The organism is Hyphomonas sp. (genome assembly GCF_041689225.1).
Classification (GTDB): domain Bacteria; phylum Pseudomonadota; class Alphaproteobacteria; order Caulobacterales; family Hyphomonadaceae; genus Hyphomonas.
Genome location: NZ_JBDNGN010000091.1, coordinates 21897 through 43661 on the forward strand (window position 1 = coordinate 21897; position 21765 = coordinate 43661).

25 protein-coding genes and 1 tRNA gene are annotated in these 21765 nt (G+C 61.6%); 12 read left to right on the top strand and 14 right to left on the bottom strand.

The window, feature by feature from the left end; translation table 11 throughout:
* Positions 1 to 11 precede the first annotated feature (11 nt).
* From ACESNB_RS08485 to ACESNB_RS08545, 13 genes are all read right to left on the bottom strand, one after another.
* Positions 12 to 1280: a cytochrome P450 gene (locus ACESNB_RS08485; protein ID WP_373006264.1), complete on the bottom strand. Its 1269-nt coding sequence runs from the start codon at positions 1278 to 1280 to the stop codon at positions 12 to 14.
* 97 nt (positions 1281 to 1377) lie between these two features.
* Positions 1378 to 1539, bottom strand: coding sequence for a DUF2474 domain-containing protein (locus ACESNB_RS08490; protein WP_373006266.1), 162 nt, complete (start codon positions 1537 to 1539; stop codon positions 1378 to 1380).
* Positions 1532 to 2581, bottom strand: a complete 1050-nt coding sequence (gene cydB, locus ACESNB_RS08495; RefSeq protein ID WP_373006268.1) for a cytochrome d ubiquinol oxidase subunit II — start codon at positions 2579 to 2581, stop codon at positions 1532 to 1534. The genes ACESNB_RS08490 and cydB overlap by 8 nt, the downstream gene beginning before the upstream one ends.
* Before the next feature lie 10 nt (positions 2582 to 2591).
* On the bottom strand, positions 2592 to 4010 hold the full coding sequence (locus tag ACESNB_RS08500; RefSeq protein WP_373006270.1) for a cytochrome ubiquinol oxidase subunit I: 1419 nt from the start codon (positions 4008 to 4010) through the stop codon (positions 2592 to 2594).
* Positions 4011 to 4102: 92 nt separating this feature from the next.
* Positions 4103 to 4516 (bottom strand): PaaI family thioesterase, encoded by a 414-nt coding sequence (locus tag ACESNB_RS08505; RefSeq protein ID WP_373006272.1) that lies wholly within the window; start codon positions 4514 to 4516, stop codon positions 4103 to 4105.
* Positions 4517 to 4529: 13 nt separating this feature from the next.
* On the bottom strand, positions 4530 to 4985 hold the full coding sequence (locus ACESNB_RS08510; RefSeq protein ID WP_373006274.1) for a DUF192 domain-containing protein: 456 nt from the start codon (positions 4983 to 4985) through the stop codon (positions 4530 to 4532).
* 62 nt (positions 4986 to 5047) lie between these two features.
* Positions 5048 to 5560 (bottom strand): cold shock domain-containing protein, encoded by a 513-nt coding sequence (locus ACESNB_RS08515; RefSeq protein ID WP_373006276.1) that lies wholly within the window; start codon positions 5558 to 5560, stop codon positions 5048 to 5050.
* 133 nt (positions 5561 to 5693) lie between these two features.
* Positions 5694 to 5768, bottom strand: a tRNA-Glu gene (locus tag ACESNB_RS08520).
* 79 nt (positions 5769 to 5847) lie between these two features.
* Positions 5848 to 7641: a single-stranded-DNA-specific exonuclease RecJ gene (gene recJ, locus ACESNB_RS08525; RefSeq protein WP_373006278.1), complete on the bottom strand. Its 1794-nt coding sequence runs from the start codon at positions 7639 to 7641 to the stop codon at positions 5848 to 5850.
* Between the two features lie 81 nt (positions 7642 to 7722).
* On the bottom strand, positions 7723 to 8676 hold the full coding sequence (gene glpX, locus ACESNB_RS08530) for a class II fructose-bisphosphatase (RefSeq protein WP_373006280.1): 954 nt from the start codon (positions 8674 to 8676) through the stop codon (positions 7723 to 7725).
* A 54-nt stretch (positions 8677 to 8730) separates the two neighbouring features.
* Positions 8731 to 10014 carry a homoserine dehydrogenase gene (locus ACESNB_RS08535; protein ID WP_373006282.1) on the bottom strand — a complete coding sequence of 428 codons (1284 nt, stop codon included), beginning with the start codon at positions 10012 to 10014 and terminating at the stop codon, positions 8731 to 8733.
* 104 nt (positions 10015 to 10118) lie between these two features.
* Positions 10119 to 11327: an LL-diaminopimelate aminotransferase gene (locus ACESNB_RS08540; RefSeq protein WP_373006284.1), complete on the bottom strand. Its 1209-nt coding sequence runs from the start codon at positions 11325 to 11327 to the stop codon at positions 10119 to 10121.
* Positions 11324 to 11758, bottom strand: coding sequence for a hypothetical protein (locus tag ACESNB_RS08545; protein WP_373006286.1), 435 nt, complete (start codon positions 11756 to 11758; stop codon positions 11324 to 11326). The genes ACESNB_RS08540 and ACESNB_RS08545 overlap by 4 nt, the downstream gene beginning before the upstream one ends.
* Before the next feature lie 158 nt (positions 11759 to 11916).
* Between ACESNB_RS08545 and ACESNB_RS08550 the strand changes: the two genes are divergently transcribed.
* A complete protein-coding gene (locus ACESNB_RS08550) occupies positions 11917 to 13659 on the top strand; it encodes a PHA/PHB synthase family protein (protein ID WP_373006288.1) in 1743 nt (580 codons plus the stop codon).
* A 20-nt stretch (positions 13660 to 13679) separates the two neighbouring features.
* Here the strand turns inward: ACESNB_RS08550 and ACESNB_RS08555 are convergent, their stop codons facing one another.
* On the bottom strand, positions 13680 to 14153 hold the full coding sequence (locus tag ACESNB_RS08555; RefSeq protein WP_373006290.1) for a universal stress protein: 474 nt from the start codon (positions 14151 to 14153) through the stop codon (positions 13680 to 13682).
* A 22-nt stretch (positions 14154 to 14175) separates the two neighbouring features.
* Here ACESNB_RS08555 and ACESNB_RS08560 point away from each other — a divergent pair, with 22 nt between their 5' ends.
* The 11 genes from ACESNB_RS08560 to ACESNB_RS08610 all read left to right on the top strand — a co-directional run bounded on the left by ACESNB_RS08560 (position 14176) and on the right by ACESNB_RS08610 (position 21579).
* A complete protein-coding gene (locus ACESNB_RS08560; RefSeq protein WP_373006292.1) occupies positions 14176 to 14511 on the top strand; it encodes a hypothetical protein in 336 nt (111 codons plus the stop codon).
* A gap of 393 nt (positions 14512 to 14904) precedes the next feature.
* Positions 14905 to 15255: a winged helix-turn-helix domain-containing protein gene (locus ACESNB_RS08565; protein ID WP_373006294.1), complete on the top strand. Its 351-nt coding sequence runs from the start codon at positions 14905 to 14907 to the stop codon at positions 15253 to 15255.
* Positions 15256 to 15287: 32 nt separating this feature from the next.
* A complete protein-coding gene (locus ACESNB_RS08570; RefSeq protein WP_373006296.1) occupies positions 15288 to 16244 on the top strand; it encodes an XdhC family protein in 957 nt (318 codons plus the stop codon).
* Positions 16237 to 16836 carry an NTP transferase domain-containing protein gene (locus tag ACESNB_RS08575; protein WP_373006298.1) on the top strand — a complete coding sequence of 200 codons (600 nt, stop codon included), beginning with the start codon at positions 16237 to 16239 and terminating at the stop codon, positions 16834 to 16836. Before ACESNB_RS08570 ends, ACESNB_RS08575 begins: the two co-directional genes overlap by 8 nt.
* Complete coding sequence (moaA, locus tag ACESNB_RS08580; RefSeq protein WP_373006300.1) at positions 16829 to 17860, top strand: GTP 3',8-cyclase MoaA; 1032 nt, start codon at positions 16829 to 16831, stop codon at positions 17858 to 17860. The genes ACESNB_RS08575 and moaA overlap by 8 nt, the downstream gene beginning before the upstream one ends.
* 3 nt (positions 17861 to 17863) lie before the next feature.
* Positions 17864 to 18112, top strand: a complete 249-nt coding sequence (locus ACESNB_RS08585; RefSeq protein WP_373006302.1) for a MoaD/ThiS family protein — start codon at positions 17864 to 17866, stop codon at positions 18110 to 18112.
* A 2-nt stretch (positions 18113 to 18114) separates the two neighbouring features.
* Positions 18115 to 18573, top strand: a complete 459-nt coding sequence (locus ACESNB_RS08590; RefSeq protein WP_373006304.1) for a molybdenum cofactor biosynthesis protein MoaE — start codon at positions 18115 to 18117, stop codon at positions 18571 to 18573.
* A gap of 4 nt (positions 18574 to 18577) precedes the next feature.
* Positions 18578 to 19108 carry a molybdenum cofactor biosynthesis protein B gene (moaB, locus tag ACESNB_RS08595; RefSeq protein ID WP_373006306.1) on the top strand — a complete coding sequence of 177 codons (531 nt, stop codon included), beginning with the start codon at positions 18578 to 18580 and terminating at the stop codon, positions 19106 to 19108.
* Positions 19109 to 19113: 5 nt separating this feature from the next.
* Positions 19114 to 19596, top strand: a complete 483-nt coding sequence (gene moaC / locus ACESNB_RS08600; protein ID WP_373006308.1) for a cyclic pyranopterin monophosphate synthase MoaC — start codon at positions 19114 to 19116, stop codon at positions 19594 to 19596.
* The gene (locus ACESNB_RS08605; protein WP_373006310.1) at positions 19593 to 20792 is read left to right on the top strand and encodes a molybdopterin molybdotransferase MoeA; all 1200 of its coding nucleotides are present in this window, start codon (positions 19593 to 19595) and stop codon (positions 20790 to 20792) included. The genes moaC and ACESNB_RS08605 overlap by 4 nt, the downstream gene beginning before the upstream one ends.
* Before the next feature lie 10 nt (positions 20793 to 20802).
* Entirely contained in the window at positions 20803 to 21579 is a 777-nt protein-coding gene (locus ACESNB_RS08610; RefSeq protein WP_373006312.1) for a sulfite exporter TauE/SafE family protein, read from the top strand.
* Positions 21580 to 21765: the final 186 nt, after the last annotated feature.

Genomic DNA, 21765 nt, shown 5'->3' on the forward strand with positions numbered 1-21765 from the left:
GGAGCTTGGGATCACACTGTCGCGTTTCGCTCCGGGATGCGGACCATCAGGCGCTGGTATCCTTTCACGAAGGGTGACGGCACGTAGACCGGCTCTTCGACGACCTCGATGACCGGGAAGCGCTTCAGGATTTCTTCCCATATGACCCTGAGCTGCATTTCGGCGAGGCGATTGCCGACACAGCGGTGGATGCCGAAACCGAAGGACAGGTGCTGGCGCGCCCGTTCCCGGTCGATGATATAGTTGTCGGGATCCTTGATGACCGTGTCGTCGCGGTTGCCCGAGACGTACCACATGATGACCTTGTCGCCCTTGTGAATCGTTTTGCCGCCAATTTCCACGTCCTGCGTGGCGGTGCGTCGCATGTGAGCCAGAGGCGTTTGCCAACGAATGGTTTCCGACACCATGTTCGGGATCAGGTCCGGATTTGCGCGCAGCTTGGCGTACTCTTCCGGAAACTGGTTGAGCGCCACGACACTGCCGGTCATGCTGTTGCGGGTCGTGTCGTTACCGCCAACGATCAGCAGGACGATGTTGCCGAGGTATTCTTCCGGGCTCATGTCGCGGGTGGCCTCGCCATGCGCGAGCATGGATATGAGGTCTCCCTGCGGCGGCGCGTTGACCCGCTCGTTCCAGAGGTCTGTAAATGACGCAAGGCATTCCATCAGCTCGGCCCGCTTTTCCTCACGGGTCTCCACGAGTTCACCGGGCCCCGGAATAGTCGTGGCCACATCAGACCAATGGGTCAGTTCGCGGCGGCGCTCGAATGGATAATCGAACAGGGTTGCCAGCATTTGTGTGGTCAGTTCGATGGAGACACGGTCAACCCAGTCGAAGGTTTCCCCAACCGGCAGCTCGTCGAGAATGCGTGCGGCGCGCTCGCGGATCAGCGGCTCCATGACTGACAGGTTCATCGGCGAGACAATCGGGCTGACTGTCTTGCGCTGGACGTCATGTTTGGGCGGATCCATGGCGATGAACATGGGCAGCGGGATATCGGCATCCTGATCGAGGATTGTAATGCCGCCGAGCCCCGACTCGGATGAGAACGCCTGATGGTTCGTGTCGACAGCCATGATGTCGTTGAAACGGGTGATCGACCAATACGGCCCAAACATGCTTTCCTTGCAATAGTGAACGGGTGCATCGCGCCGCAGGCGCTCGAAGTAAGGCCAGAAACTGTTGGTCCGCCAAAGCTCTATATTGCTGACGTCCATGTCTTCGAGCGGCATGGTCATCGGATCTGTGTCGACAGGGGTTCTGGTGGCAAGGTCAGTCATTTGGTATCTCCCTCAACGGGCCTGGTCCTCAGGGGCCGCCCTTGCCACCATTAAAACAGATTGGTGGCAGAACGCCATAGCCGCGATCTATCAGGTTCTATCCGATGAACAGCAGCGCCCTCAGGGCATAGGCCACCGCCGCAACAACCAGCATCGAGACAATGGCAATGCCGACGAACCAAGCGACGCGTTTGGCGAGCGGGCCTTCGGGTGCACCGTCCGGAAGAGGTTCGACCGGGCGGAAGACGGGGTCAGGCATGGTAGCCATCGCCCGGCTTTACCTTGCCCCAGAATAGAGAATAAACATAAGCCGTATACAGAAGGATGATCGGCAGCATGATCCCTGCCCCGACCAGCATGAAGGCGAGGGAATTGTCGCGGGCCGCCGCTTCCCAGATCGTGCATTCGAACGGAACGATATAGGGATATAGGCTGAACCCGAGGCCAACATAGCCACTGAGGAAGATGCCGACGGCAAGCAGGTAGGGCCGCCAGTCCGGCGCATCCCCCTGGCCGGTCGACATCGAAAGATCACGCCAGAGCCATGCACAGAAGACCATGCCAGCCAGCGGCGCCGGCGACAGCGGAAGGAGGCGCGCGAAGTCGATCTGCGTCATTGAGAAGCCCCAACGTTCACCTACCGACGGATCAACGGCGAGTGTGGCGAGGCTGACGGCGAGGAAGCAGATGGCGACACCGGCCAGCGCGAGGCGGGCCCATTTGCGCGCGCGCAAGAATAGCTCGCCTTCCGTCTTCAACACGAGCCAGCAGGCACCCAGCATCAGGTAGCCGATGATGACGGAGACGCCGACCAGCAGCGAGAAAGGCGTCAGCCAGTCGAATGCGCCGCCCGCAAAGGCGCCGCCCTCGACATTGATGCCCTGGATCATGCCGCCCAGCATCAGGCCTTGCGAGAAGGCTGCTATGGCAGACCCGCCGAAGAAGGCGCCGTTCCAGAATTTCTGCGTCGTCGGTCGCACGGCCTTGTGGCGGAATTCAAACGCGACACCGCGAAAAATCAGCGCGGCCAGCATGATCAGGACCGGCAGGTAGAAGGCCGGCATGATGATGGCATAGGCGGTGGGGAAGGCCGCGAAGAGCCCGCCCCCGCCAATGATCAGCCATGTCTCATTGCCGTCCCAGACGGGTTCGATCGTGGCCGTCATCATGTTGCGCTCTTCGTCACTGCGGGCGACGAAAGTGAGCATGCCAACGCCGAGGTCGAAGCCGTCGAGCAGGACATACATGAAGACCCCGATAGCGAGAATGATGCCCCAAATCAGTGGAAGGTCGAGTGCCATCAGTTCTCTCCTAGTCCGCTGCCACAATATCTTCGCCGGTCTCGGCGGGCTCGTCGACGGCGCCGAGCGGCGAGCCCGGCGCGCGACGCTCGCGTGAAGGCTTGCCCATCGGAGCGTCGTCAAAGCCGCGTGTGGCGATGCGCGCCATATAGACGGTACCGGCGGTGAAGATGATCGCATACGTGACCATGAAGACGAGCAACGAGGTCGCGACCTGCGCCGTGGACACGGGCGAGACGCTGTCGACCGTGCGCAGGGCGCCGTAGACCGTGTAGGGCTGGCGGCCAACTTCGGCAACGATCCAGCCGGTGATGACCGCGATGAAGCCGAGTGATCCGCCGGGCACCGCCAGCCAGTGGAAAAGGCCCTTCTGGTCGATGCTGCCGCGCCACCACAGGAAGCATCCCCAGAGACCGATGCCAAGCATCGCCATGCCGGCGGCGAACATGATGCGGAAGCTGTAGAAGACGAGCCAGACAGGCGGCGTATCTTCCGCTGCAAAGGCGTCGAGGCCTTTCAGGTCTTCGCCCTTGGGCGCATTGGGGAACAGGTAGGGGCTGGTGCCGGGGATGGTGATGCCATCATGACCGCATTCATTGTCGGCCGGCCAGGCGAACAGCATCGTGCCCTGAACCGGAGCGCTTTCGCACCAGCCCTCGGCGGCGGCGATCTTGGCGGGCTGGTATTCATGCGCGACTTCGCCGGACTTGTGACCGGCCATGATCTGGATCGGCATGAGGAGGGCGAGCGTGCCGGCCGCCATGCGCATCTGCCAACGGGTGGGCGTGGTGACGCGGCCGCAGATGACTTGCCAGGCGCCAGCGGCCATGACGACGGCGGCTGTCGTGATATAGGCCGCGAGCAGCATGTGGACGAGGCGCGTCGGGAAGCTGGGATTGAAGATGACCTTGATCCAGTCGGTGGCGTAGAAATTGCCCGTTGCAGGATCAATGGCGAAGCCATCCGGTGTCTGCATCCAGCTATTGGCCGACAGTATCCAGAACGCGGAAATGGTCGTGCCAATTGCGACGGCGCAGGTGGCAACAAAGTGGAGCTTGCGACCGACCTTGTTCCAGCCGAAGAGCATGACCCCGAGGAATGTGGCCTCAAGGAAGAATGCTGTGAGCACTTCATAGCCGAGCAGCGGACCGATCACGCTGCCGGCGATTTCGGAAAAGACGCTCCAGTTCGTGCCGAACTGGTAGCTCATGACCACGCCAGAGACGACTCCCATGGCGAAGGCGAGCGCGAAGATCTTCACCCAGTGCAGGTAAAGCCGCTTGAAGACTTCGTTTCCGGTTTTCAGCCAGAGGCCCTCACAGACAGCCAGGAAGGCCGCCAAGCCGATGGTGAAGGCCGGGAACATGATGTGGAAGGCGATGACGAAAGCGAACTGGATTCGCGACAGGAGAAGGGCGTCCAATTCCATTGGTGTCTTATCCCCGGGAACAACTCATCCTGATTAGGATAACATAGTTCACGCTGGCGCGCGCCCCCAGCGTTATCGCGCGCCAACCTGCCTCAGGTGGTGCGCCGCCGCAGTGAGCGAAACACGGCATCGGCGCGGGCGGCAAGATGGCCATTGGCTTTGACCAGGCGCGCCCGGACATGCACGAGATCGCCGTCTACGGCTGTGACTTCGGGGTGCGCCTCCAGCCATGTGCCTTCGGGCACGATGTCCATGAATTCCAGGGTCAGCTTGATGGTGACGGACATGCGACCGGCGGCGCTCCAGACGGCCCAGGCCAGGGCGCTGTCGGAAAAAGCGGAGATCATTCCGCCATGCAGGAAACCCATGCCGTTGCAGTGGCGGTCGAGCACCCACATGCCGGTGCGGATGTCGCCGTCAGCCGTAGCACGGTACGTGGGACCGTTATGCAAGGTGAACTTGCCGCGCGACGGAGTCGGCGCAAAGCCCGGCGGTGGCGGATTCATAACGCCTTGCGGATCATTCGCTAACGTTCCCAAACAGGGCGTGCTGGACGATGTCGCCCGGCTCGATGCCAAGGGCTGCACAGCGACCGCCATTCAGCTCCAGCACAGCCTTGACCGGCACGCCGGGACTGATCGTGCGCAGCGAGCCGGGAACGGCGTTGCGGGCAATGGCTATCACCTTGCCGTCCGGCGCGACAAACAACATGTCCAGCGGGATCAGCGTGTTTTTCATCCACATGCTGGCTTCGCGAGGCTGGCCGAAATCGAACAGCATGCCGGCATTCGGCGCCATTTCCGCGCGGTTCATCAGGCCGGTGCGGATCTCGTCGGCATCATCGGCCAGCTCAACCGTGAAACGGTGGACGGAATCACCTGTATCGATGACAAGCGGGCTGGTTTCCAGCTGGGCGAAGGCGCCCTGAACAAGGAAAAACGCGGCGGCGAAGAAGGTGGCAATCAAACGGGTCATGCGTGTGGTTTAGCCGCGCATTCGGAGGTCGGCAAGCGATCTTGCTGCTCTGAATCGTGCCCTTAACCAAGTTTCACGAACGTGACATGCTCGCCCTTGGACCCGTTCTCGATAACGACATCCAGCAGGGTGCCAGGCTCGATATCGTCATAGCCCGCCTTTTTCAGGATCACCGCATGCACGAAGATGTCGATCTCGACACCGTCACGATGCACGAAGCCGTAACCGCGCGTGCGGTTGAACCATTTCAGGGTCACCGGCGTATAGTTGGGCTCCTCGCCCGTTTCGCGTGCGACCGCAGCGCGTGGCCGCTCCATTTCGATGATGTGGGCGGTCTGCCAGCCGCGCTCGCGCTTGACCGCGTCGCAGACAATACGGGCATCTTCGTCCGCATAGGTTTCGCCATAATCGCGCAGGCAGGAAACGTGCAGCAGGACATCACCCTCGAGTGAGGCGTCGGAGGTCGATTCCGCAATGATGAATCCATAGCCTTTGGCGCCGTCGAACCATTTCACACGGCCGATCACGCGCACCACGGGCTCAACGCCCGGCATGTCTGATTCAGATTTTGCCACAGCTCTCGTCATCAACCCAAATTCCCCAAGGAAGTAACCTAAAATGCGAGAGCGCGCTTGTCACGCGATCTTCACACCAAAAATAGGAAAGTTCGGACTCCACGGATCAAACCTTTGATTGCGGAGAAAAACCTGGCAGTCCCTAGGGGAGTCGAACCCCTCTTTTCAGGTTGAAAACCTGACGTCCTAACCGATAGACGAAGGGACCGCACCGGTTTTGAGAAGTGGCGATATAGCGGCTGTTTCTGGCGAGGGCAACCCGTGATGCAGCGACAAATGCAGATTGTTCAGTCGGCAGCCGCGTCGGCTACGTCCAGCTGCACCCGACGACGCCCGTTCCACTCGTCGGCCTTGAGTTTCCCGGTGAGATGCACGCGGGCACCGTTTGTCAGAACCTGACCGAGCGGCGTGTCGGCTGCGCGCCAGGCAATGCATTCGAGGCGCCCGCCTGCGTCTTCGGCGATAAAGCGGACATGATTGGCGCCCACCTGCCGGACGCCCGTGACATGGACTGATTGCAGCGCAAAGACCGGTTCGGGCGAACCAATGCCGAATGGGCCGATCTGTGCGACCTGATCGACAAGGGCCGGACTGGCGGCACCGGGAGCCAGCACAGCGTCAATCCTGAGTTCCAGCGCCGCTGTACGCTCTGCCGAGAATTGCGCCATGTGCGCAACCATCCATGCTTCGAAGGCCGGGACCTGTTCGGGCTCGAGGCTGAGACCGCCCGCCATCGCGTGGCCGCCACCCGAGAGGATGATGCCTTCGCGCGCGGCCATGGTGATGGCATCGCCGATATTCACGCCCGTCACAGAGCGGCCAGACCCTTTGGCGACGGGGCCAAGCCCCTGCCCCCAGCCGATGACAATGCTGGGCAGGTGGTAGCGTTCCTTGAGACGCCCGGCGACGATGCCGATGACACCGGGGTGCCAGCCCTCGCCGCTGGCAATGAGGATGCCGCGCTCGGGATTCCGCGCCAGCGCCTGCTCGGCCTGCGCCATGGCCAGGTCGAGGATGGCGCTCTCGACGGCTTTCCGCTCCTCATTGAGCGCATGGAGGCGTTCGGCGAGTTCGACGGCTTCCTGCCGGTCATCGGTGGCGAGGAGCCTGGCAGCGATCCAGGGGTCGCCAACCCGGCCGCCGGCATTGAGGCGCGGGCCGAGCATGAAGGTGGCATGATAGACTGTTTCAGTCTTGCCGATGCCGGCGACATCCGCGAGCGCGCGAAGACCGGGGTTCTGGTCACGGGCCATCGTGGTGAGGCCCTGGCGCACGAAGGCCCGATTGACGCCGTGCAGCGGAGCCATGTCGCACAGCGTACCGAGCGCGCAGAGGTCAAGAAAAGGCATGATGTCCGGCAGGCCGTCAGCAGGCGCGAGGCCGCGTTGGCGGGCCAGCCGATTGAGCGCAGCAACGAAGACGAAGACGACCCCAGCGGCGGCGAGGTGGCCGCAGCCGGATGTGTCGTCGGGCCGGTTGGGGTTCACGAGGGCTGCCGAGGGTGGATGTTCGCCCGACATGAGGTGGTGGTCGATGACAACGACCGGCAGGTCGATGGCCTCGGCCTCGTTCAGGGCGAGCGTCGCAGCGGCGCCGCAATCCACGGTGATGACGAGGTCGGACCCGGTGTCCTTGAGATGGCGGAAGGCGGCGGGCGACGGACCGTAGCCCTCTTCCAGCCGGTCCGGCACGTAGAGGCCGATATCCTGTCCCCAACCGCGGAAATAGCGGGCAAGAATGGCTGAGGACGTCCCCCCGTCGACATCATAGTCGGCGAAGACGGTGACGCGCTTCTTCGCGAGAATGGCATCGAGGACGATGGCCGCAGCCTTGTCCATATCGGCAAAGCTGGAAGGATCCGGGAAATAGTCGCGGAGTGTCGGTGCAAGGTAGCTAGCGGCCTCGGCGGGGTCGACGCCGCGCGAGGCCAGGAGCCGGGCCAGGAGATCTGATCCGCCGACACTGGGGGCAAGGCGCCGGACGAGTGCCTCGTCCGCTTCTGCGAGCGTCCAGAACCGACCCGTGGCGGACAGGTCCACAGCGAAAAGGCGGGAACTGGTCTGGCGCGCGGCTTGGGCCATGGCGGGATGAGCTTCCTCTCAGAGAATCGGGAAGCTCATCCTAACGCAGAAATTGGCGGCTGTGACCTGCCCGTGCTGAACTCAGGCCTTACGGTCGGACCGGACGTGACGGACCATGCCGTCGGTCGACGTCATGACCAGCGTGTGCGTGTGGACGCGGCCAGTGCCGTGCTTCACGCCGTCGAGCAGACTGCCATTGGTGACGCCGGTGGCACAGAACACCGTCTCTCCCGACGCCAGCTCGTTGAGCGAATAGGTGCGGCCAAAATCGGTGATGCCGACGCGGGTCGCACGCTTTTTCTCGTCATCATTGCGGAAGACGAGACGGGCATACATCTGGCCGCCGACGCATTTGAGGGCCGCTGCCGCGAGAACGCCTTCGGGCGCGCCGCCTGAGCCGACATAGAAATCGATGCCGGTCTGCGGGTCGGTCGTGGCGATGATACCGGCGACGTCGCCGTCGGTGATCAGGGCGATGCGCGCACCGACGCCACGCAGGCTGGCAATAATCTCTTCATGGCGCGGGCGGTCGAGCACGCAGGCGGTCATTTCCGAGACCGGCACGCCCTTGTGCTTGGCGAGCGCGGTGATGTTCTCGGCCGGAGTCGCATCGAGGCTGATAATGCCTTCCGGGTAGCCGGGGCCGACGGCGACCTTGTCCATATAAGTGTCAGGCGCATGCAACAGGCCGCCGCGCGGGGCGATGGCCAGGACGGCGAGGGCATTGGCCATCGCCTTGGCGGTGAGCGTCGTGCCCTCGAGCGGATCAAGCGCAATGTCGATCTCGGGCCCGTTATTGGTGCCAACTTCCTCGCCGATATAGAGCATCGGCGCTTCGTCGCGCTCGCCTTCGCCGATGACGACACGGCCCTTGAAGTCGACGGCGTTGAAGGCTGTGCGCATCGCATCTACTGCTGCGGCATCTGCCTTCTTTTCGTCGCCGCGACCGACTTCCCTAGCCGCAGCAATGGCTGCGAGTTCGGTCACGCGGACCATTGCGTCGGCAAGACCCGGTGTCAGAACGTTGTTTTTCATGGCTTTTTATCCCCTGTCGCGCTTTTCCAAATATAGCGCGATTTGTTAGAGCAATTAGCTTGCCGTTTCGATTCGGATCAGGCGCGGCGCGTCCATTAACACGGTCAGTTTCCCAAGTCTCGCGAGGGCTGCTGTCATGTGCGAGCGCGCGCACCGGTGCGTGACAATGGCCACCGGGCTGGCACCGGATTCGTCTGCTGAATCCTGCAGCAGCTGGTTCACGGAGACGCCTTCTGCGGCGAGCGCTTCGGTGAGGGCGGCCAGCGCGCCGGGCTTGTCGGCCAGGCGGACACGCAGAAAGAAGGCCGACGTCTCGTCGTCCGTCGCGGCCACGAAGGGGCGCTCCACATGGTGCTCGGCGCGCCCAAAGGCAGGGCGGATCGCAGGGCGGAAGAGCTTGGCGACGTCGCCCATGACCGCGCTGGCCGTGGGACCGGCTCCGGCGCCGGGGCCAGTCAGCGTGATGGCGCCCACGGGGTCGCCTTCGATGCGGACCGTGTTGAGCGAACCATTGACGCGCGCAAGCGGGTGGTTGGCCGACAAGGCCATCGGCTCGACGCGGCAAACGACACCGTTCTCGGTGAGCACGCCTTCGGCGATGAGTTTGATACGCAGGCCGAGACGGTCGGCGAGCTTCAAGTCCAGCAAGTCGATCTGGTCGACACCCGACACGCTGACCTTGGAAAAGTCGAGATCGGCGGAAAAGGCGATGGCCGAGAGGATGGCAGCCTTGTGGGCGGCGTCCATGCCGGACACATCGAGCGCCGGGTCAGCTTCAGCATAGCCGAGCTTCTGGGCCTCGGCGAGGACCTCATCATAGGACCGCCCCGTTTCCAGCATTGTCGTTGTCAGGAAGTTGCAGGTGCCATTGAGGATTCCCGCCACGCGCTTGATCTCGACGCCAGCGAGGCTGTCGCGCAGAACGCGCACGACAGGGATACCTCCCGCAACAGCCGCTTCGAACAGGAGGTCGACGCCTTTTTCCTCAGCGAGCGCGGCGAGCGCCATGCCGTGCTTGGCCATCAGGGCCTTATTGGCCGTGATGACATGCTTTCCGGCCTTGAGGGCGCTTTCAACTGCGAACTTGGCTGGCCCATCAGATCCGCCGATGAGCTCGATGAAGACATCGACATCGGCGTCTTCAGCGAGCGTCGCCGCGTCGTCGAACCAACGATACTTGTCCGTATCGACAGGGCGGTTGCGGCTTTTGCTACGCGCGCTGACTCCCGTGATTTCGACCTTTCCGGGCAAGCGCAATCTATCCTGGCGCTCAACCAGTTCGATCAATCCACAGCCGACATGGCCGAGTCCTGCAATTCCAATTTTCAATGGCCCCACGAATGGCCCTCCGGTTCATGTCGGGCGGTGGATAGACCAGTTGGGCGCAAATGCGAAGGGCCTAAGGGGGGAATTGCAGCGGGCGTGTGCCCGCTGCACCCTGTTTACTCGGCGGCGGTGGCCGAGAGCTCTTTCACGCCATGCTTGGTCATGAACTTGCGAATGTTGCGTGCAGCCTGACGGATGCGCTGCTCGTTCTCGACCAGGGCGATGCGGACATGGCCGTCACCATGCTCGCCAAAACCGGCACCGGGCGCCACGGCCACGTGTGCTTCGTTCATGAGCATGAGCGAGAATTCAAGGCTGCCGAGATGGCGCAGGGGTTCCGGAATGGGTGCCCAAGCAAACATGGATGCCTTGGGACTCGGGATCGTCCACCCTGCCCGGCCGAAGCTTTCGACCAGCACGTCACGACGATGCTTGTAGATCTGCCGGAACTCGTCGACGCAATCCTGCGGCCCGTCGAGGGCGGCGACAGCCGCGACCTGGATCGGCGTGTAGGCACCATAGTCGAGATAGGATTTGACGCGCGCGAGGGCCGCGATCAGTTTTTCGTTGCCCGCAACGAAGCCCATGCGCCAGCCAGCCATGGAATAGGTCTTGGACATGGTCGTGAATTCGACCGCAATGTCTTTCGCCCCATCGACCTGCAGGATCGAAGGCGTCGGCTCCTCGAAGTAGATTTCATTGTAAGCAAGGTCGGACAGGATCCAGAGATCGTGTTTCTTCGCGAACTTGACGGCGTCCTTGTAGAATTCGAGATCGCAGACTTCGGCCGTCGGGTTCGACGGATAGCAGAGCACCATGGCTGTCGGCGGCGGGACGCAATGTTTCACAGCCTTTTCAAGGTTGCGAAGGTATTCCTCGGGCGACGGCGCCGGAACGGCGCGGATCGAAGCGCCGGCGATGATGAAGCCGAAGGAATGCAGGGGATAGGACGGATCGGGCGACAGGATGACGTCGCCGGGCGCGGAGATGGCCTGTGCAAGGTTGGCGAAGCCCTCCTTGGAGCCCAGCGTGACGATGACTTCCTTGTTCTTGTCGAGCGTGACGTCGAAACGGCGCTTGTAATAGTCAGTGACGGCACGGCGCAGGCCCGGAATACCGCGCGAGGCGGAATAACCATTCACGTCGGGCTTGCGAGCGGTCTCGACCAGTTTGTCGACAATGTGCTTGGGGGTCGGCAGGTCGGGATTTCCCATGCCGAGATCAATGATGTCAGCACCTTCCGCGCGGAGGGCTGCCTTGCTCCTGTTCACTTGCTCGAAAACGTATGGAGGAAGGCGCCTGATCTTGTGAAATTCGGTGTTCATCTCTGGCCTTTCAGACCCTGGGTGACGCGCGGGACATTGAAGCTGTTCCTGATTGCAGCGATCTCGGCGTCATTAAGAAAGTTCGAGGACTCTTCCAAGCCTGCAAACTGCTGGCGGATCTCAGCCCCGACGGCGGCGATTTCGGCCGGCCCATTGGCCGGCAATTCCGCTCGCGCGGTTTCAGCGAACTCTGCCGACAGCGCAGACACGCGCTTGGCGGACGCCGGCAATGTCTTGCCGGGCAACTCGCCCGGGGCGATTGTGGGGACTTCAACCAGTTCCGGATACCCCTCGCCGCGGATCTCCTGGCGACGGGTCTCATACCAGTCCGGCGCCTGATTGACGGCGTCGCGGACGTTCGTGAACGAGTTGGTGCACCCAACGAGTAGCAGGCATGACACGCCTAAGAGGGGAATCGCCGTGTTTTTCATGGTTAAACTCACTAAATCACAAACATTCTGATTAATAGTAACGCATCAACAAACAGGCGATATTGGGACCGATGAGCAGCAATAAGACAGAAAAAGCTGCACTTCCATCACTTGGATCCCTGATCGCCGAGCAAAATCCCCTGCAAATGCAGGTGTTAATGACAACGCTTGCGCTGGCCAATACAGAATCGCAGTCACTGATCAGCGACGTATTGATGGGATCGGGACCGATCGGAACCGTGGCCCAGGGCGACCCGATGGGGGCTGGCGATGCCTTCCGTGCCGTTGGCAAGAGCCTCGCCCAGAATCCGATGGCCCTCATGAACGCCAATCTGGAACTGATGAAAGGCTGGATGAACCTGTGGCAGGAGATGGCCACCGAAGTAGTCGGCGCAGAACCGCCGAAAGAAACCGACAAGCGTTTTGCCGACCCGGAATGGCAGACCAACCCCGGCTTCAAATTCATCCGCAAGGCCTATGACGTGAACAAGAATTGGCTGATGGGCCTGGCCGACCACGCGCCTGACCTGCCGGACAATATCCACCTGCGCGCCAAGTTCTTCACCCAGCAACTGACCGACATCATGTCGCCGACCAATTATCTCGGCACCAATCCGCAAGCCCTGCGCGCCTTCATGGAGAGCGGCGGCGAGAGCGTGCTGAACGGCATCCGGCTGGCCCGCGCCGACGTTAAGAAAGCTGGCGGCAAGCTGCACATCAGCCAGACCGACGAAACCCCGTTCGAGATCGGCAAGAACATTGCTACGGCGCCCGGCAAGGTGGTGTTCCGCAATGACCTGATCGAACTGATCCAATATGCGCCGACGCAGGAAACTGTCTATTCGCGGCCGTTGCTGATCTTCCCACCCTGGATCAACAAGTTCTACATTCTCGACCTGCGCGAAGAAAATTCGATGATCCGCTGGCTGGTCGACAAGGGCCTGACCGTGTTCGTCGTCTCGTGGCGCTCAGCCGACGCCGTGACCAAGGATTATACCTGGGACGACTACAGCAAGAACGGCGTCTACGCGGCGGTTGAGGCGGCACTTCAGGCGTCCGGCTCCAAGAAGCTGAATGCGGTCGGCTATTGCATCGGTGGCACGCTGCTGTCGGGCACGCTGGCGCACATGGCTGCGCATGATGACGATCGCATCGCATCGGCCACCTTCTTTGCCTCGCAATCTGACTTCGAACTGGCGGGTGACCTGAAAGTCTTCACCGACGGCCCGGGCCGCGCCTATCTTGAAAGCGTCATCGACGACAATGGCGGCGTGATGCCTGGCGCGATGATGTACGAGACCTTCAACTGGCTGCGCCCGATCGACCTCGTATGGCGCTACGTGATCGACCAATATATGCTGGGCAAGGCTCCGCGCCCGTTCGACCTGCTATACTGGAATGCCGATCAGACCAACATTCCGGGCGAGGTGCACAAGCGCTACCTGAAGGACTGTTATTCCGACAACAATATGTCCAGCGGTCATTTCAACCTGCTTGGCGAAAAAATCGACCTGAAGGACGTCAAGATCCCGGTCATGGTGCAGGCCAGCCGCGATGACCATATCTGTCCGTTCGAGAGCGTTTATCGCACAGCCACCGTGTTCGGCGGCGACACGAAATTCGTACTCTCAGGCTCCGGTCACATTGCCGGCGTGGTGAACCATCCGGCCAGCAAGAAATACCAGCACTGGACTGGCGGCGCGATCACGCCGACCGGCGCCGAATGGCTGGAGACGGCCGAGGAGCACCCGGGTTCCTGGTGGCCGTATTGGTGGGACTGGCTACGGCCAAAGTCCGGCAAGAAGAAGCCCGCTGTGGCGCCGAAGGACATGGGCCTTGGCGCCGCGCCCGGCTCTTACGTTCGCGTGCGCCTCCAGGACATCAAACTACCGTTGAAATAGCGTCCAGTGGCGGTGCCCGTTCAGTGTGACAGCAAAAGCGGGACCTTCGATGTGCGCAGCAATGTTCGGGTCACGCCCGGCAGGACGGATTGCTGAAGACGCGAATGCCGATAGCCGCCAAGGACGATCAGGTCAGCGTCACAGGATGTCGCCAGATCTAGAAGGACATGCGGAACTGAGCGACCTGTACTGTCCTCGTTGCGGACCTCGACCTTGTATCCGTGCCGGGAGACGTGCGCTCCGACATCCCAACCGGGGGCCTGACCGTAACCTGTTTCACCCGGATTCGCGTCGACCGCTGCAATCCAGACTTTCGCGTCATCCGACAGGACCAGCATGCTGTCATGCAGGGCGCGAGCCGCTTCGCGACTGGCATCCCAAGCAACGACCGCGCGGTTACCGACTGTCTCGCCGGTCCAGTCTGCGGGTAGAACCAGAACCGGACGACCGCCGCCCATCAGCACGCCTTCCAGCATGTCCGCATGGGGCTGCACCTCCGATTTATCGGGTGCGCGAATGCAGACCAGCGCCCAAAACGACAAGATCGCAATTTCGCTCCAGTGCCGCATCGATGATCGCCTGACCGTGGCGCTGGTCCCCGAGTTTGATATTGGAACTGCCTGCCTCCAGTCCGCGCCATTCCAAATACTCAACCATGTCTGCAGGATCGGCGTCGCCTTTCCCGGCCTCATCGCAACAGAACACTGTAATCTCCCGCGCTGCGCGCAGAAACGGAATCGCGGCTGCGGCTGCCCGCGCCGACGCGGCCAATCCAGTCCAGAAGCTCGCCTGCACCGCCGCTGGGCCACCAAATCGGCCATTTCCTTGATGATGCTGTTGGCTGGTCAATGAGCGATACGACTTTGACATGCGCCTCGAACCGGCGCGCGAGATCGAAACCGGCGTCCAGTACCAATCGATCCACCTCGACCGGACTTTCCAGATCGTGTTGTCCTGTCAACGGCACTAATATCGTTTTCATCGAGATCTCCCAACACGTTCAGCCTACAGTCGCTCAGCGTTCAGTTGTTGTTCTCTATCAAATCCAACCTTTGAGACAAAAATGAACCAGCCTCCGTTTTCCCGAACGCGCGAGCCCTTAGCGACGAGCAAGGCGCGCTCTGGCTCGGGAGAGCGGCAAGTTTCAGTCACCTTTCGTTTGACAGACCGCCGAGGGAAATTTGTATGGGATTGAGCCGGCATCCTTCGAGGTGGCAACAGCGCCGGCAACCAGGACATCCCGATATGAAATTGAAGCTGAGCATACGCCTTGATACCCCTACCGGGGGCCGGTTTGGCCCGGGAAAGGCTGCCCTGCTTGAAGCGATACGAACGTCCGGTTCCATTGCCGGCGCTGCGCGCGCGCTTGGCATGTCCTATCCGCGCGCGCTCAAACTGGTCGAGAGCATGAACGTGTTATTTTGCTCGCCCCTGATTGAGTCGAGCCATGGCGGAAAGGATGGCGGCGGCGCCGTGCTTACTGAACAGGGGCTCAAAGTGCTCGCATTGTATGATGCGCTTTGCCAGCACGCGGCGCGGGCAACAAAAGCGAGCCGCAGCGAGATCGCATCGATGATAAAGCCTCCAAGGGGCTAGTATCGATATAAATCACCATTTAGAACGATGGGATGCGTTCAGCCTCGCCCCTGGTAACACATGAGCACCCCCAGGACGTGCTCGGCGCAGCGCTCGGCTTTGCGAAATCGGGTGCCGAGGTTGCGCTTGTCATCGTCACGGCGACCGAAGGCGGCGCGGTGCGGACCCCCGGCGCCCTGATGGCTGTATCCCGGAGAGGCGATTCTGCAGGCTATGTCTCAGGCGGTTGTATCGATGCCGATGTCCGCCTGAACGCCATGGAGGCATTGAATTCCGGCCAGTTGCGCAAACTGCGATACGGCGCGGGCTCACCCTTCCTCGATATCCGCCTGCCCTGCGGCGGCGCCATCGAAATCCTAATTGTGCCGAACGTCACTCTGGAAACGATCGCCGGGATGCACGAACGGCTCGACAACAGAAAGACTATGCGGTTCGCCGTGCTGGCCGCGGGTGATATCCAACTCGACGTCGCACCCGGTGAGGCGCCCCTGTTCCAGACGGTCTACTATCCGAAGCTGTCGTTGAGGATCGCTGGTCGCGGCGCCGACTGTATCGCGCTGGCGCGGCTCGCATCTGCCAGCGGGTTGAATTTGCACCTTCAGCTCCCCGACGAAGCCGACTTCGAAGCAGTTCGAACTGCGGGTATCGGACGCGCAGAGCGCCTCACCACGCCGTGCAGTCTCGCGCCCGTCGAAGACGATAGCTCGACGGCGTTCGTATTGATGTTCCATGATGCGCACTGGGAAGCTGCGTTGCTCAAACAGGCGCTGGGTGGGTCGGCCTTCTTCATTGGCGCTGTCGGCAGTGCAAAAACCCATGCCAAGAGATGCGAGAGCCTGAGAGCGGCTGGGATGTCCAAACGCGACATCCAACGAATCCGGGGGCCTGTCGGTCTCGTGCCATCCATGCGCGATGCGTCGATGCTCGCCATCTCCACACTTGCCGAGATCGTTGATGCCTTCCACACAAAGGAGGCAGTCCATGTTTGATCGCACTGCAATCCTGCTGCTCGCAAGCGGCCTGTCCTCCCGGTTCGGCACGGGTGACAAGTTGATGGCCGATCTTGATGGCCGTCCCGTGCTCGCGCGCGCCGCTGGCGCCCTCGCCAATCGCCCCGTTGCCAAGCGTGTCGCCGTGGTCGGCACGGACCAGGGTGCACGCGCGGCCTGCCTTGAAGCCCTGGGCTTCGAGATTGTCCTCAATCCGGCACCTGAGGACGGTCAGGGCCGCACACTGGCGATCGGCAGCCGATATGTCCGCGACGCGACAGAGGCCGACAGCGTGTTGATCCTGCTTGGCGATATGCCGTTCGTGACGGACACGCATCTTGAAGGATTGGCGCAAGCTCTTTCACAAGGCGCCAGCGCGGCGATGTCGGAAACGGGAGGCAGGCTTTCGCCCCCTGCCGTGTTCCGTTGTGATCACTTCGACCAACTGGCGGCTGTTACGGGAGACCGTGGGGCACGCCGGATCTTCGAGACCATCCCGGCGAGACAAGTCGTGGCGGCCGCCCCTGACTTGCTGATGGACATTGATTGCGGCCTCGACCTTCAACGCGCAGAGGAGCTGCTGAATGGCTGACGGTTTGGTACTTCCGGGAAAGGCCCCGCTGATTGACCGATATGGGCGGCAGGTCACTTACCTGCGCCTGTCTGTGACTGATCGCTGTGACCTGCGCTGCACCTACTGCATGTCCGAAATCATGAAATTCCTGCCGAAGGCAGAGCTTCTCTCGCTGGATGAACTGGACCGGGTCGCGACGGCTTTCGTTGAACGGGGCGTTCGCAAGATTCGGCTGACAGGCGGAGAACCGCTCGTCCGCAAGGACGTCGGATACCTGATCGACCGTCTCGGGCGCCTCAAGGGCCAGGGGCTGGACGAGCTGACCCTGACGACGAACGCCACGCTGCTGGCTGACCATGCCGACGGCCTCATGCGCGCCGGCGTACGCCGGGTGAATGTCTCACTGGACTCTCTGGACCCTGCCAACTTTGCGGAGATTACCCGGCGCGGCGACCTTTCAAAGGTCTTGAACGGCATCGATGCTGCGCTTGAAGCCGGCCTCAAGATCAAGATCAACACGGTCGCGCTAAAGCACCAGAATGTGTCCGAAATACCGGACATGGTTGAATGGGCCCACGCGCGCGGCATGGATATGACACTGATCGAGGTCATGCCGCTTGGCGACACGGGCGAAGACCGTATCGACCAATATATTCCACTGCCGATGCTTCGCGACGTTCTGGAAACGCGCTGGACCCTTACCGAGGAAACCAGTCGCGATCCGATCGCCGGACCATCCCGCTATGTGCGCGTCAAGGAAACCGGGGGACGACTTGGCTTCATTACCCCGCTTACCAACAATTTTTGTGCAGGTTGCAACCGGGTTCGCGTCACGTGCACAGGTCGCATCTACATGTGCCTCGGGCAGGATGACCATGTTGACCTGCGCTCCGCCCTGCGCGAGGCGGCAGACCCGTCCGTGGCGCTTGATGCCGCTCTCGACAAGGCGCTTTTCGCCAAGCCGGAAAAGCACGATTTCGAAATCAAACGGCGCGGAAGCGCGCCAGCGCTTCCGCGTCACATGTCCACGACGGGAGGCTGAGCGATGGCACGTCTCCTCTTCTTCGGGCGGCTTATGGATGCGTTCGGCACCAGCAACGAAACACTCGCCCTGCCTGCCAACATTGCTGACACGTCTGCTCTCAGGTCATGGCTGGACAATGACCGTCAGTTAGGCGGCATTCTCTTGGAAAAGACCGTTCGGGTCGCCATAAACGACACGATCGTGTCTGAGCCGTGGCCCATAGCCGATAGCGACGAGATCGCTTTCCTGCCTCCGGTCGGCGGAGGGTGAGCGTGATCACGCTAACGGACTCCCCTTTTGATGCGGCAGAAGCGCTTCGCGACTTTGAAAAACGCGCGATCGGCGCAGGCGCAATTGTGAGTTTTTCCGGCCTCGTCCGGGGCACCAGCAAGCTCGGCAAGGTGAAGATGCTCCACCTGCAGGCCTATGCCCCGATGACCCAGCGCGGCATCGCAAAGGCAGCAGCGGACGCGAACGCACGTTGGTCACTTGATGCGCTAACGGTTATTCATCGCACGGGCGACCTCGCACCGGGAGAACCCATCGTGTTCGTCGCGACCGCCTCGGCACACCGGCGCGCTGCTTTCGAAGCCGCCGATTTCCTGATGGACTATCTCAAGACCGAAGCCGTTTTCTGGAAAAAGGAAACGACGGACTCTGGCGCACACTGGGTCGAACCGCGACCTGAAGATTACGCAGACCGCGATCGCTGGTCAAAGACAGGAACCTGAACTGATGCATGGCATAAATGAATCCCTGGAATTCATCCCGGTACGAATTGCCGTTCTGATCGTCAGCGATACGCGAACGGTTGAGACCGACACGTCCGGCACCCTGCTGGCCAATCGCATCCGGTCGGCGGGCCATGAAGTGGCAGACCACCGAATCGTGGCCGATGAAGTGACCGCGATCCGCAGCACGGTATCGGCGTGGATCGCAGATCCGGATGTCGATGTGGTCATTTCCAGCGGCGGGACGGGCCTCACCGGGCGCGACGTCACGCCCGAAGCGGTCACACCATTGTTTGAAAAGACCATCGACGGCTTTTCCGTCATCTTCCATCAGGCCAGCTTCCAGAGCGTCGGGCTCTCGACACTGCAGTCGCGCGCCGTCGCAGGGCTTGCGGGCGGGACATTCATCTTCTGCCTCCCGGGCTCGAATGGCGCGGTGAAGGATGGTTGGGACAAGGTTATCTCGTTGCAGCTCGACAGCCGCCACAAGCCCTGCAACCTCGTCGAACTCATGCCGCGCCTGCAGGAGCGTTGAACGATATGAACGACCTGTCTCACATCGGCCCCGATGGCCGCGCCCGCATGGTGGACATTGGCAGCAAAGTGGAGACCGAGCGTACCGCGATAGCGGCGGGACTCTTGCGCATGGCGCCGAACACGTTGCAGCGGGCGCTCAGCCGCGACACCAAGAAAGGCGATCCGATTGCCATTGCCGAACTGGCAGGCATCATGGGCTCCAAACGCACCTCGGACCTGATCCCGCTCTGCCACCCCCTGCCCCTGACCAGCGTGACGGTATCCATCGAACGCGACAGTGATGCGGATGCCTTGCGCGTGATCGCCACGGCTAAGACGACCGGCAGGACGGGCGTGGAAATGGAAGCGCTCACTGCCGTGTCCGTTGCCTGTCTCACCCTCTACGACATGCTGAAAGCCATCGACAAGTCGATGGTCATCGAAGGTATCGAACTGATCGAAAAGACCGGCGGGAAGTCTCGCGACTACCGGAAACCGTCGTCATGAGCGGATTGATCAGCGTCGACGAGGCGCTGGCGCTTCTCGCGCAACATGCCCTCACCCTTCCGGTCCAGACAATACCCCTGGCTGCTGCGCTCGGCGCAAGGCTGGCCACCCCTGTCACGGCAAAGGTATCGCGGCCGCCTGCAGCCGTGTCGGCGATGGACGGCTATGCCGTTCAGCTGTCGGATGTCGGCGCGCCCGGCGCGCGATTGCGCGTCATCGGCGACGCCCCGGCTGGCCGACCTTTCGCAGGCACCGTCGGAAAAGGTGACGCCCTGCGCATCTTTACCGGCTCTGTCATTCCCGAAGGTGCCGACCACGTGGTCATCCAGGAAGACGTAGACCGAAACGACGATACGCTGGTCTGTCACAAGGCCTATGATACAGCGCAATTCGTCCGCGCTATCGGCATCGACTTTGCCGAAGGCGACGAATTGCTCAGCGCAGGCTGCTTGGTCGGCCCGGCAGGGCTCTCCATTGCAGCAGCAGCCAATCATGGGACGCTCAGCATCTATCGGCGTCCCCGCGTGGGCATCCTCGCGAATGGTGATGAATTGCGCGAACCGGGATCGGCCCTTGAACCCGGACAGATCGTCAATTCCAATCCCGAAGGGCTGGGCGCGCTTATCCGGCAATGGGGCGGCGAGCCGGTTGACCTGGGCGTCGCCGATGACGCGATGGACTCGATCCGCACCAGGATCGGCGCGGCACCGGGTATCGACATTTTCCTGCCGGTCGGTGGCGCATCCGTCGGCGATCATGACCTGATGCGGCCCGCTTTCGCTGACGCCGGCTTCACGCCCGTCTTCGAAAAAGTCGCCGTCAAGCCAGGCAAACCGACATGGTTTTCCACGCGGGGTGACCGGCGCGTCCTCGGGCTGCCCGGCAATCCCGCGTCAGCCTTCGTCTGTGCTCACCTGTTCCTGAGGCCATTGATCGAAGGCGGAATGCGACGCGCGCTTCTCAATGCGCGATCCGTCAGCGCGTTGCCGGGTCCGGGGCGCAGAGAGACCTATCTCCGCGCGTGCGTGCATGCCGACACTGATGGCGTGCTCAGCGTGGAGGCCGCCGTCAATCAGGACAGCTCGCTCATTCGTCCGTTCCTGACGGCCAATGCCCTGATCCGCAGGCTTGCCGATGCGCCGCCTGTGGCGGCAGGCGATCTCGTCGAAGTCCTGATGATCGCGCCGCTCGAATAGGTCCCGCCCCTTGCCCATCCTGCTAGCGATCCTCTTTTTCATTACTGCCAGTTTCTATGCTGCGGTCGGTTTCGGTGGCGGATCGACCTATAATGCCCTGCTCGTCCTGAATGGGACCGACTACCGGATTCTGCCGTCGATCGCGCTGGGCTGCAACATCATCGTTGTCACGGGCGGGGTCATTCGGTTCTGGCAGGCGGGGCACCTGCGGATCGCGCGTCTCGTTCCCTTCCTTGCCGCATCCATTCCCGCAGCCTGGCTTGGCGGGCGTTTGCCGGTTTCAGAAACCATGTTTGTCGGCCTGCTCGGCGGGGCGCTCTTGTTGTCAGGCCTGCACCTCGTATTCCAATCCGCCCCGGAAGCAACGTCGGATGAGAATGAAAACAAAGTCTCCGCCATCATCGGTCTCGCCGTCGGTGGGAGCATTGGCCTTGTGTCGGGCCTAGTCGGCATCGGCGGCGGCATCTTCCTGGCACCGGTATTGTACATGTTGAAATGGGGGCCTCCACGCCAGATTGCGGCGGCCTGCAGCCTCTTCATCCTCGCCAACTCGTTTTCCGGCCTCACCGGACAGATCATGAAGCTTCAGGACACCGATGTCCTTTCTCTTGTATTGCCTTACTGGCCGCTGCTGCCTGCGGTGCTTGTCGGCGGACAAATCGGCTCATGGTTCGCGGCCCAGGGCCTTCAGGCCAATTGGATCAAGCGCCTTACGGCGGTTTTGATTCTTTATGTTGCTTGTCGACTGCTCCTGCGCTGGACCAGCCTTTCAGGTCTGGTTGGTTAGACGTTACGCAAGGCCCCGGCACGGCATTTCAAACCGCTCGAAACAATATACTCCGAGTCCTGCGGAAGCCGAATTTGATGGCTTGACGGCTGGGCTTGGAACGATTCAGCTATGCCCATGATCCGCACCGGCTTTCTTTCCTCATCAGACCGTATTGAGCTTGAGGCTTGCGTGCGTCGCCAGCGC

Excerpts from the sequence above, each read along its gene's own strand:
- ACESNB_RS08485 (WP_373006264.1), bottom strand. The coding sequence starts at position 1,280 with ATGACTGACCTTGCCACCAGAACCCCTGTCGACACAGATCCGATGACC.
- ACESNB_RS08490 (WP_373006266.1), bottom strand. The coding sequence starts at position 1,539 with ATGCCTGACCCCGTCTTCCGCCCGGTCGAACCTCTTCCGGACGGTGCA.
- cydB (WP_373006268.1), bottom strand. The coding sequence starts at position 2,581 with ATGGCACTCGACCTTCCACTGATTTGGGGCATCATTCTCGCTATCGGG.
- ACESNB_RS08500 (WP_373006270.1), bottom strand. The coding sequence starts at position 4,010 with ATGGAATTGGACGCCCTTCTCCTGTCGCGAATCCAGTTCGCTTTCGTC.
- ACESNB_RS08505 (WP_373006272.1), bottom strand. The coding sequence starts at position 4,516 with ATGAATCCGCCACCGCCGGGCTTTGCGCCGACTCCGTCGCGCGGCAAG.
- ACESNB_RS08510 (WP_373006274.1), bottom strand. The coding sequence starts at position 4,985 with ATGACCCGTTTGATTGCCACCTTCTTCGCCGCCGCGTTTTTCCTTGTT.
- recJ (WP_373006278.1), bottom strand. The coding sequence starts at position 7,641 with ATGGCCCAAGCCGCGCGCCAGACCAGTTCCCGCCTTTTCGCTGTGGAC.
- glpX (WP_373006280.1), bottom strand. The coding sequence starts at position 8,676 with ATGAAAAACAACGTTCTGACACCGGGTCTTGCCGACGCAATGGTCCGC.
- ACESNB_RS08540 (WP_373006284.1), bottom strand. The coding sequence starts at position 11,327 with ATGAACACCGAATTTCACAAGATCAGGCGCCTTCCTCCATACGTTTTC.
- ACESNB_RS08545 (WP_373006286.1), bottom strand. The coding sequence starts at position 11,758 with ATGAAAAACACGGCGATTCCCCTCTTAGGCGTGTCATGCCTGCTACTC.
- ACESNB_RS08550 (WP_373006288.1), top strand. The coding sequence starts at position 11,917 with ATGACAACGCTTGCGCTGGCCAATACAGAATCGCAGTCACTGATCAGC.
- ACESNB_RS08560 (WP_373006292.1), top strand. The coding sequence starts at position 14,176 with ATGCAGACCAGCGCCCAAAACGACAAGATCGCAATTTCGCTCCAGTGC.
- ACESNB_RS08565 (WP_373006294.1), top strand. The coding sequence starts at position 14,905 with ATGAAATTGAAGCTGAGCATACGCCTTGATACCCCTACCGGGGGCCGG.
- ACESNB_RS08570 (WP_373006296.1), top strand. The coding sequence starts at position 15,288 with ATGCGTTCAGCCTCGCCCCTGGTAACACATGAGCACCCCCAGGACGTG.
- ACESNB_RS08575 (WP_373006298.1), top strand. The coding sequence starts at position 16,237 with ATGTTTGATCGCACTGCAATCCTGCTGCTCGCAAGCGGCCTGTCCTCC.
- moaA (WP_373006300.1), top strand. The coding sequence starts at position 16,829 with ATGGCTGACGGTTTGGTACTTCCGGGAAAGGCCCCGCTGATTGACCGA.
- ACESNB_RS08585 (WP_373006302.1), top strand. The coding sequence starts at position 17,864 with ATGGCACGTCTCCTCTTCTTCGGGCGGCTTATGGATGCGTTCGGCACC.
- moaB (WP_373006306.1), top strand. The coding sequence starts at position 18,578 with ATGCATGGCATAAATGAATCCCTGGAATTCATCCCGGTACGAATTGCC.
- moaC (WP_373006308.1), top strand. The coding sequence starts at position 19,114 with ATGAACGACCTGTCTCACATCGGCCCCGATGGCCGCGCCCGCATGGTG.
- ACESNB_RS08605 (WP_373006310.1), top strand. The coding sequence starts at position 19,593 with ATGAGCGGATTGATCAGCGTCGACGAGGCGCTGGCGCTTCTCGCGCAA.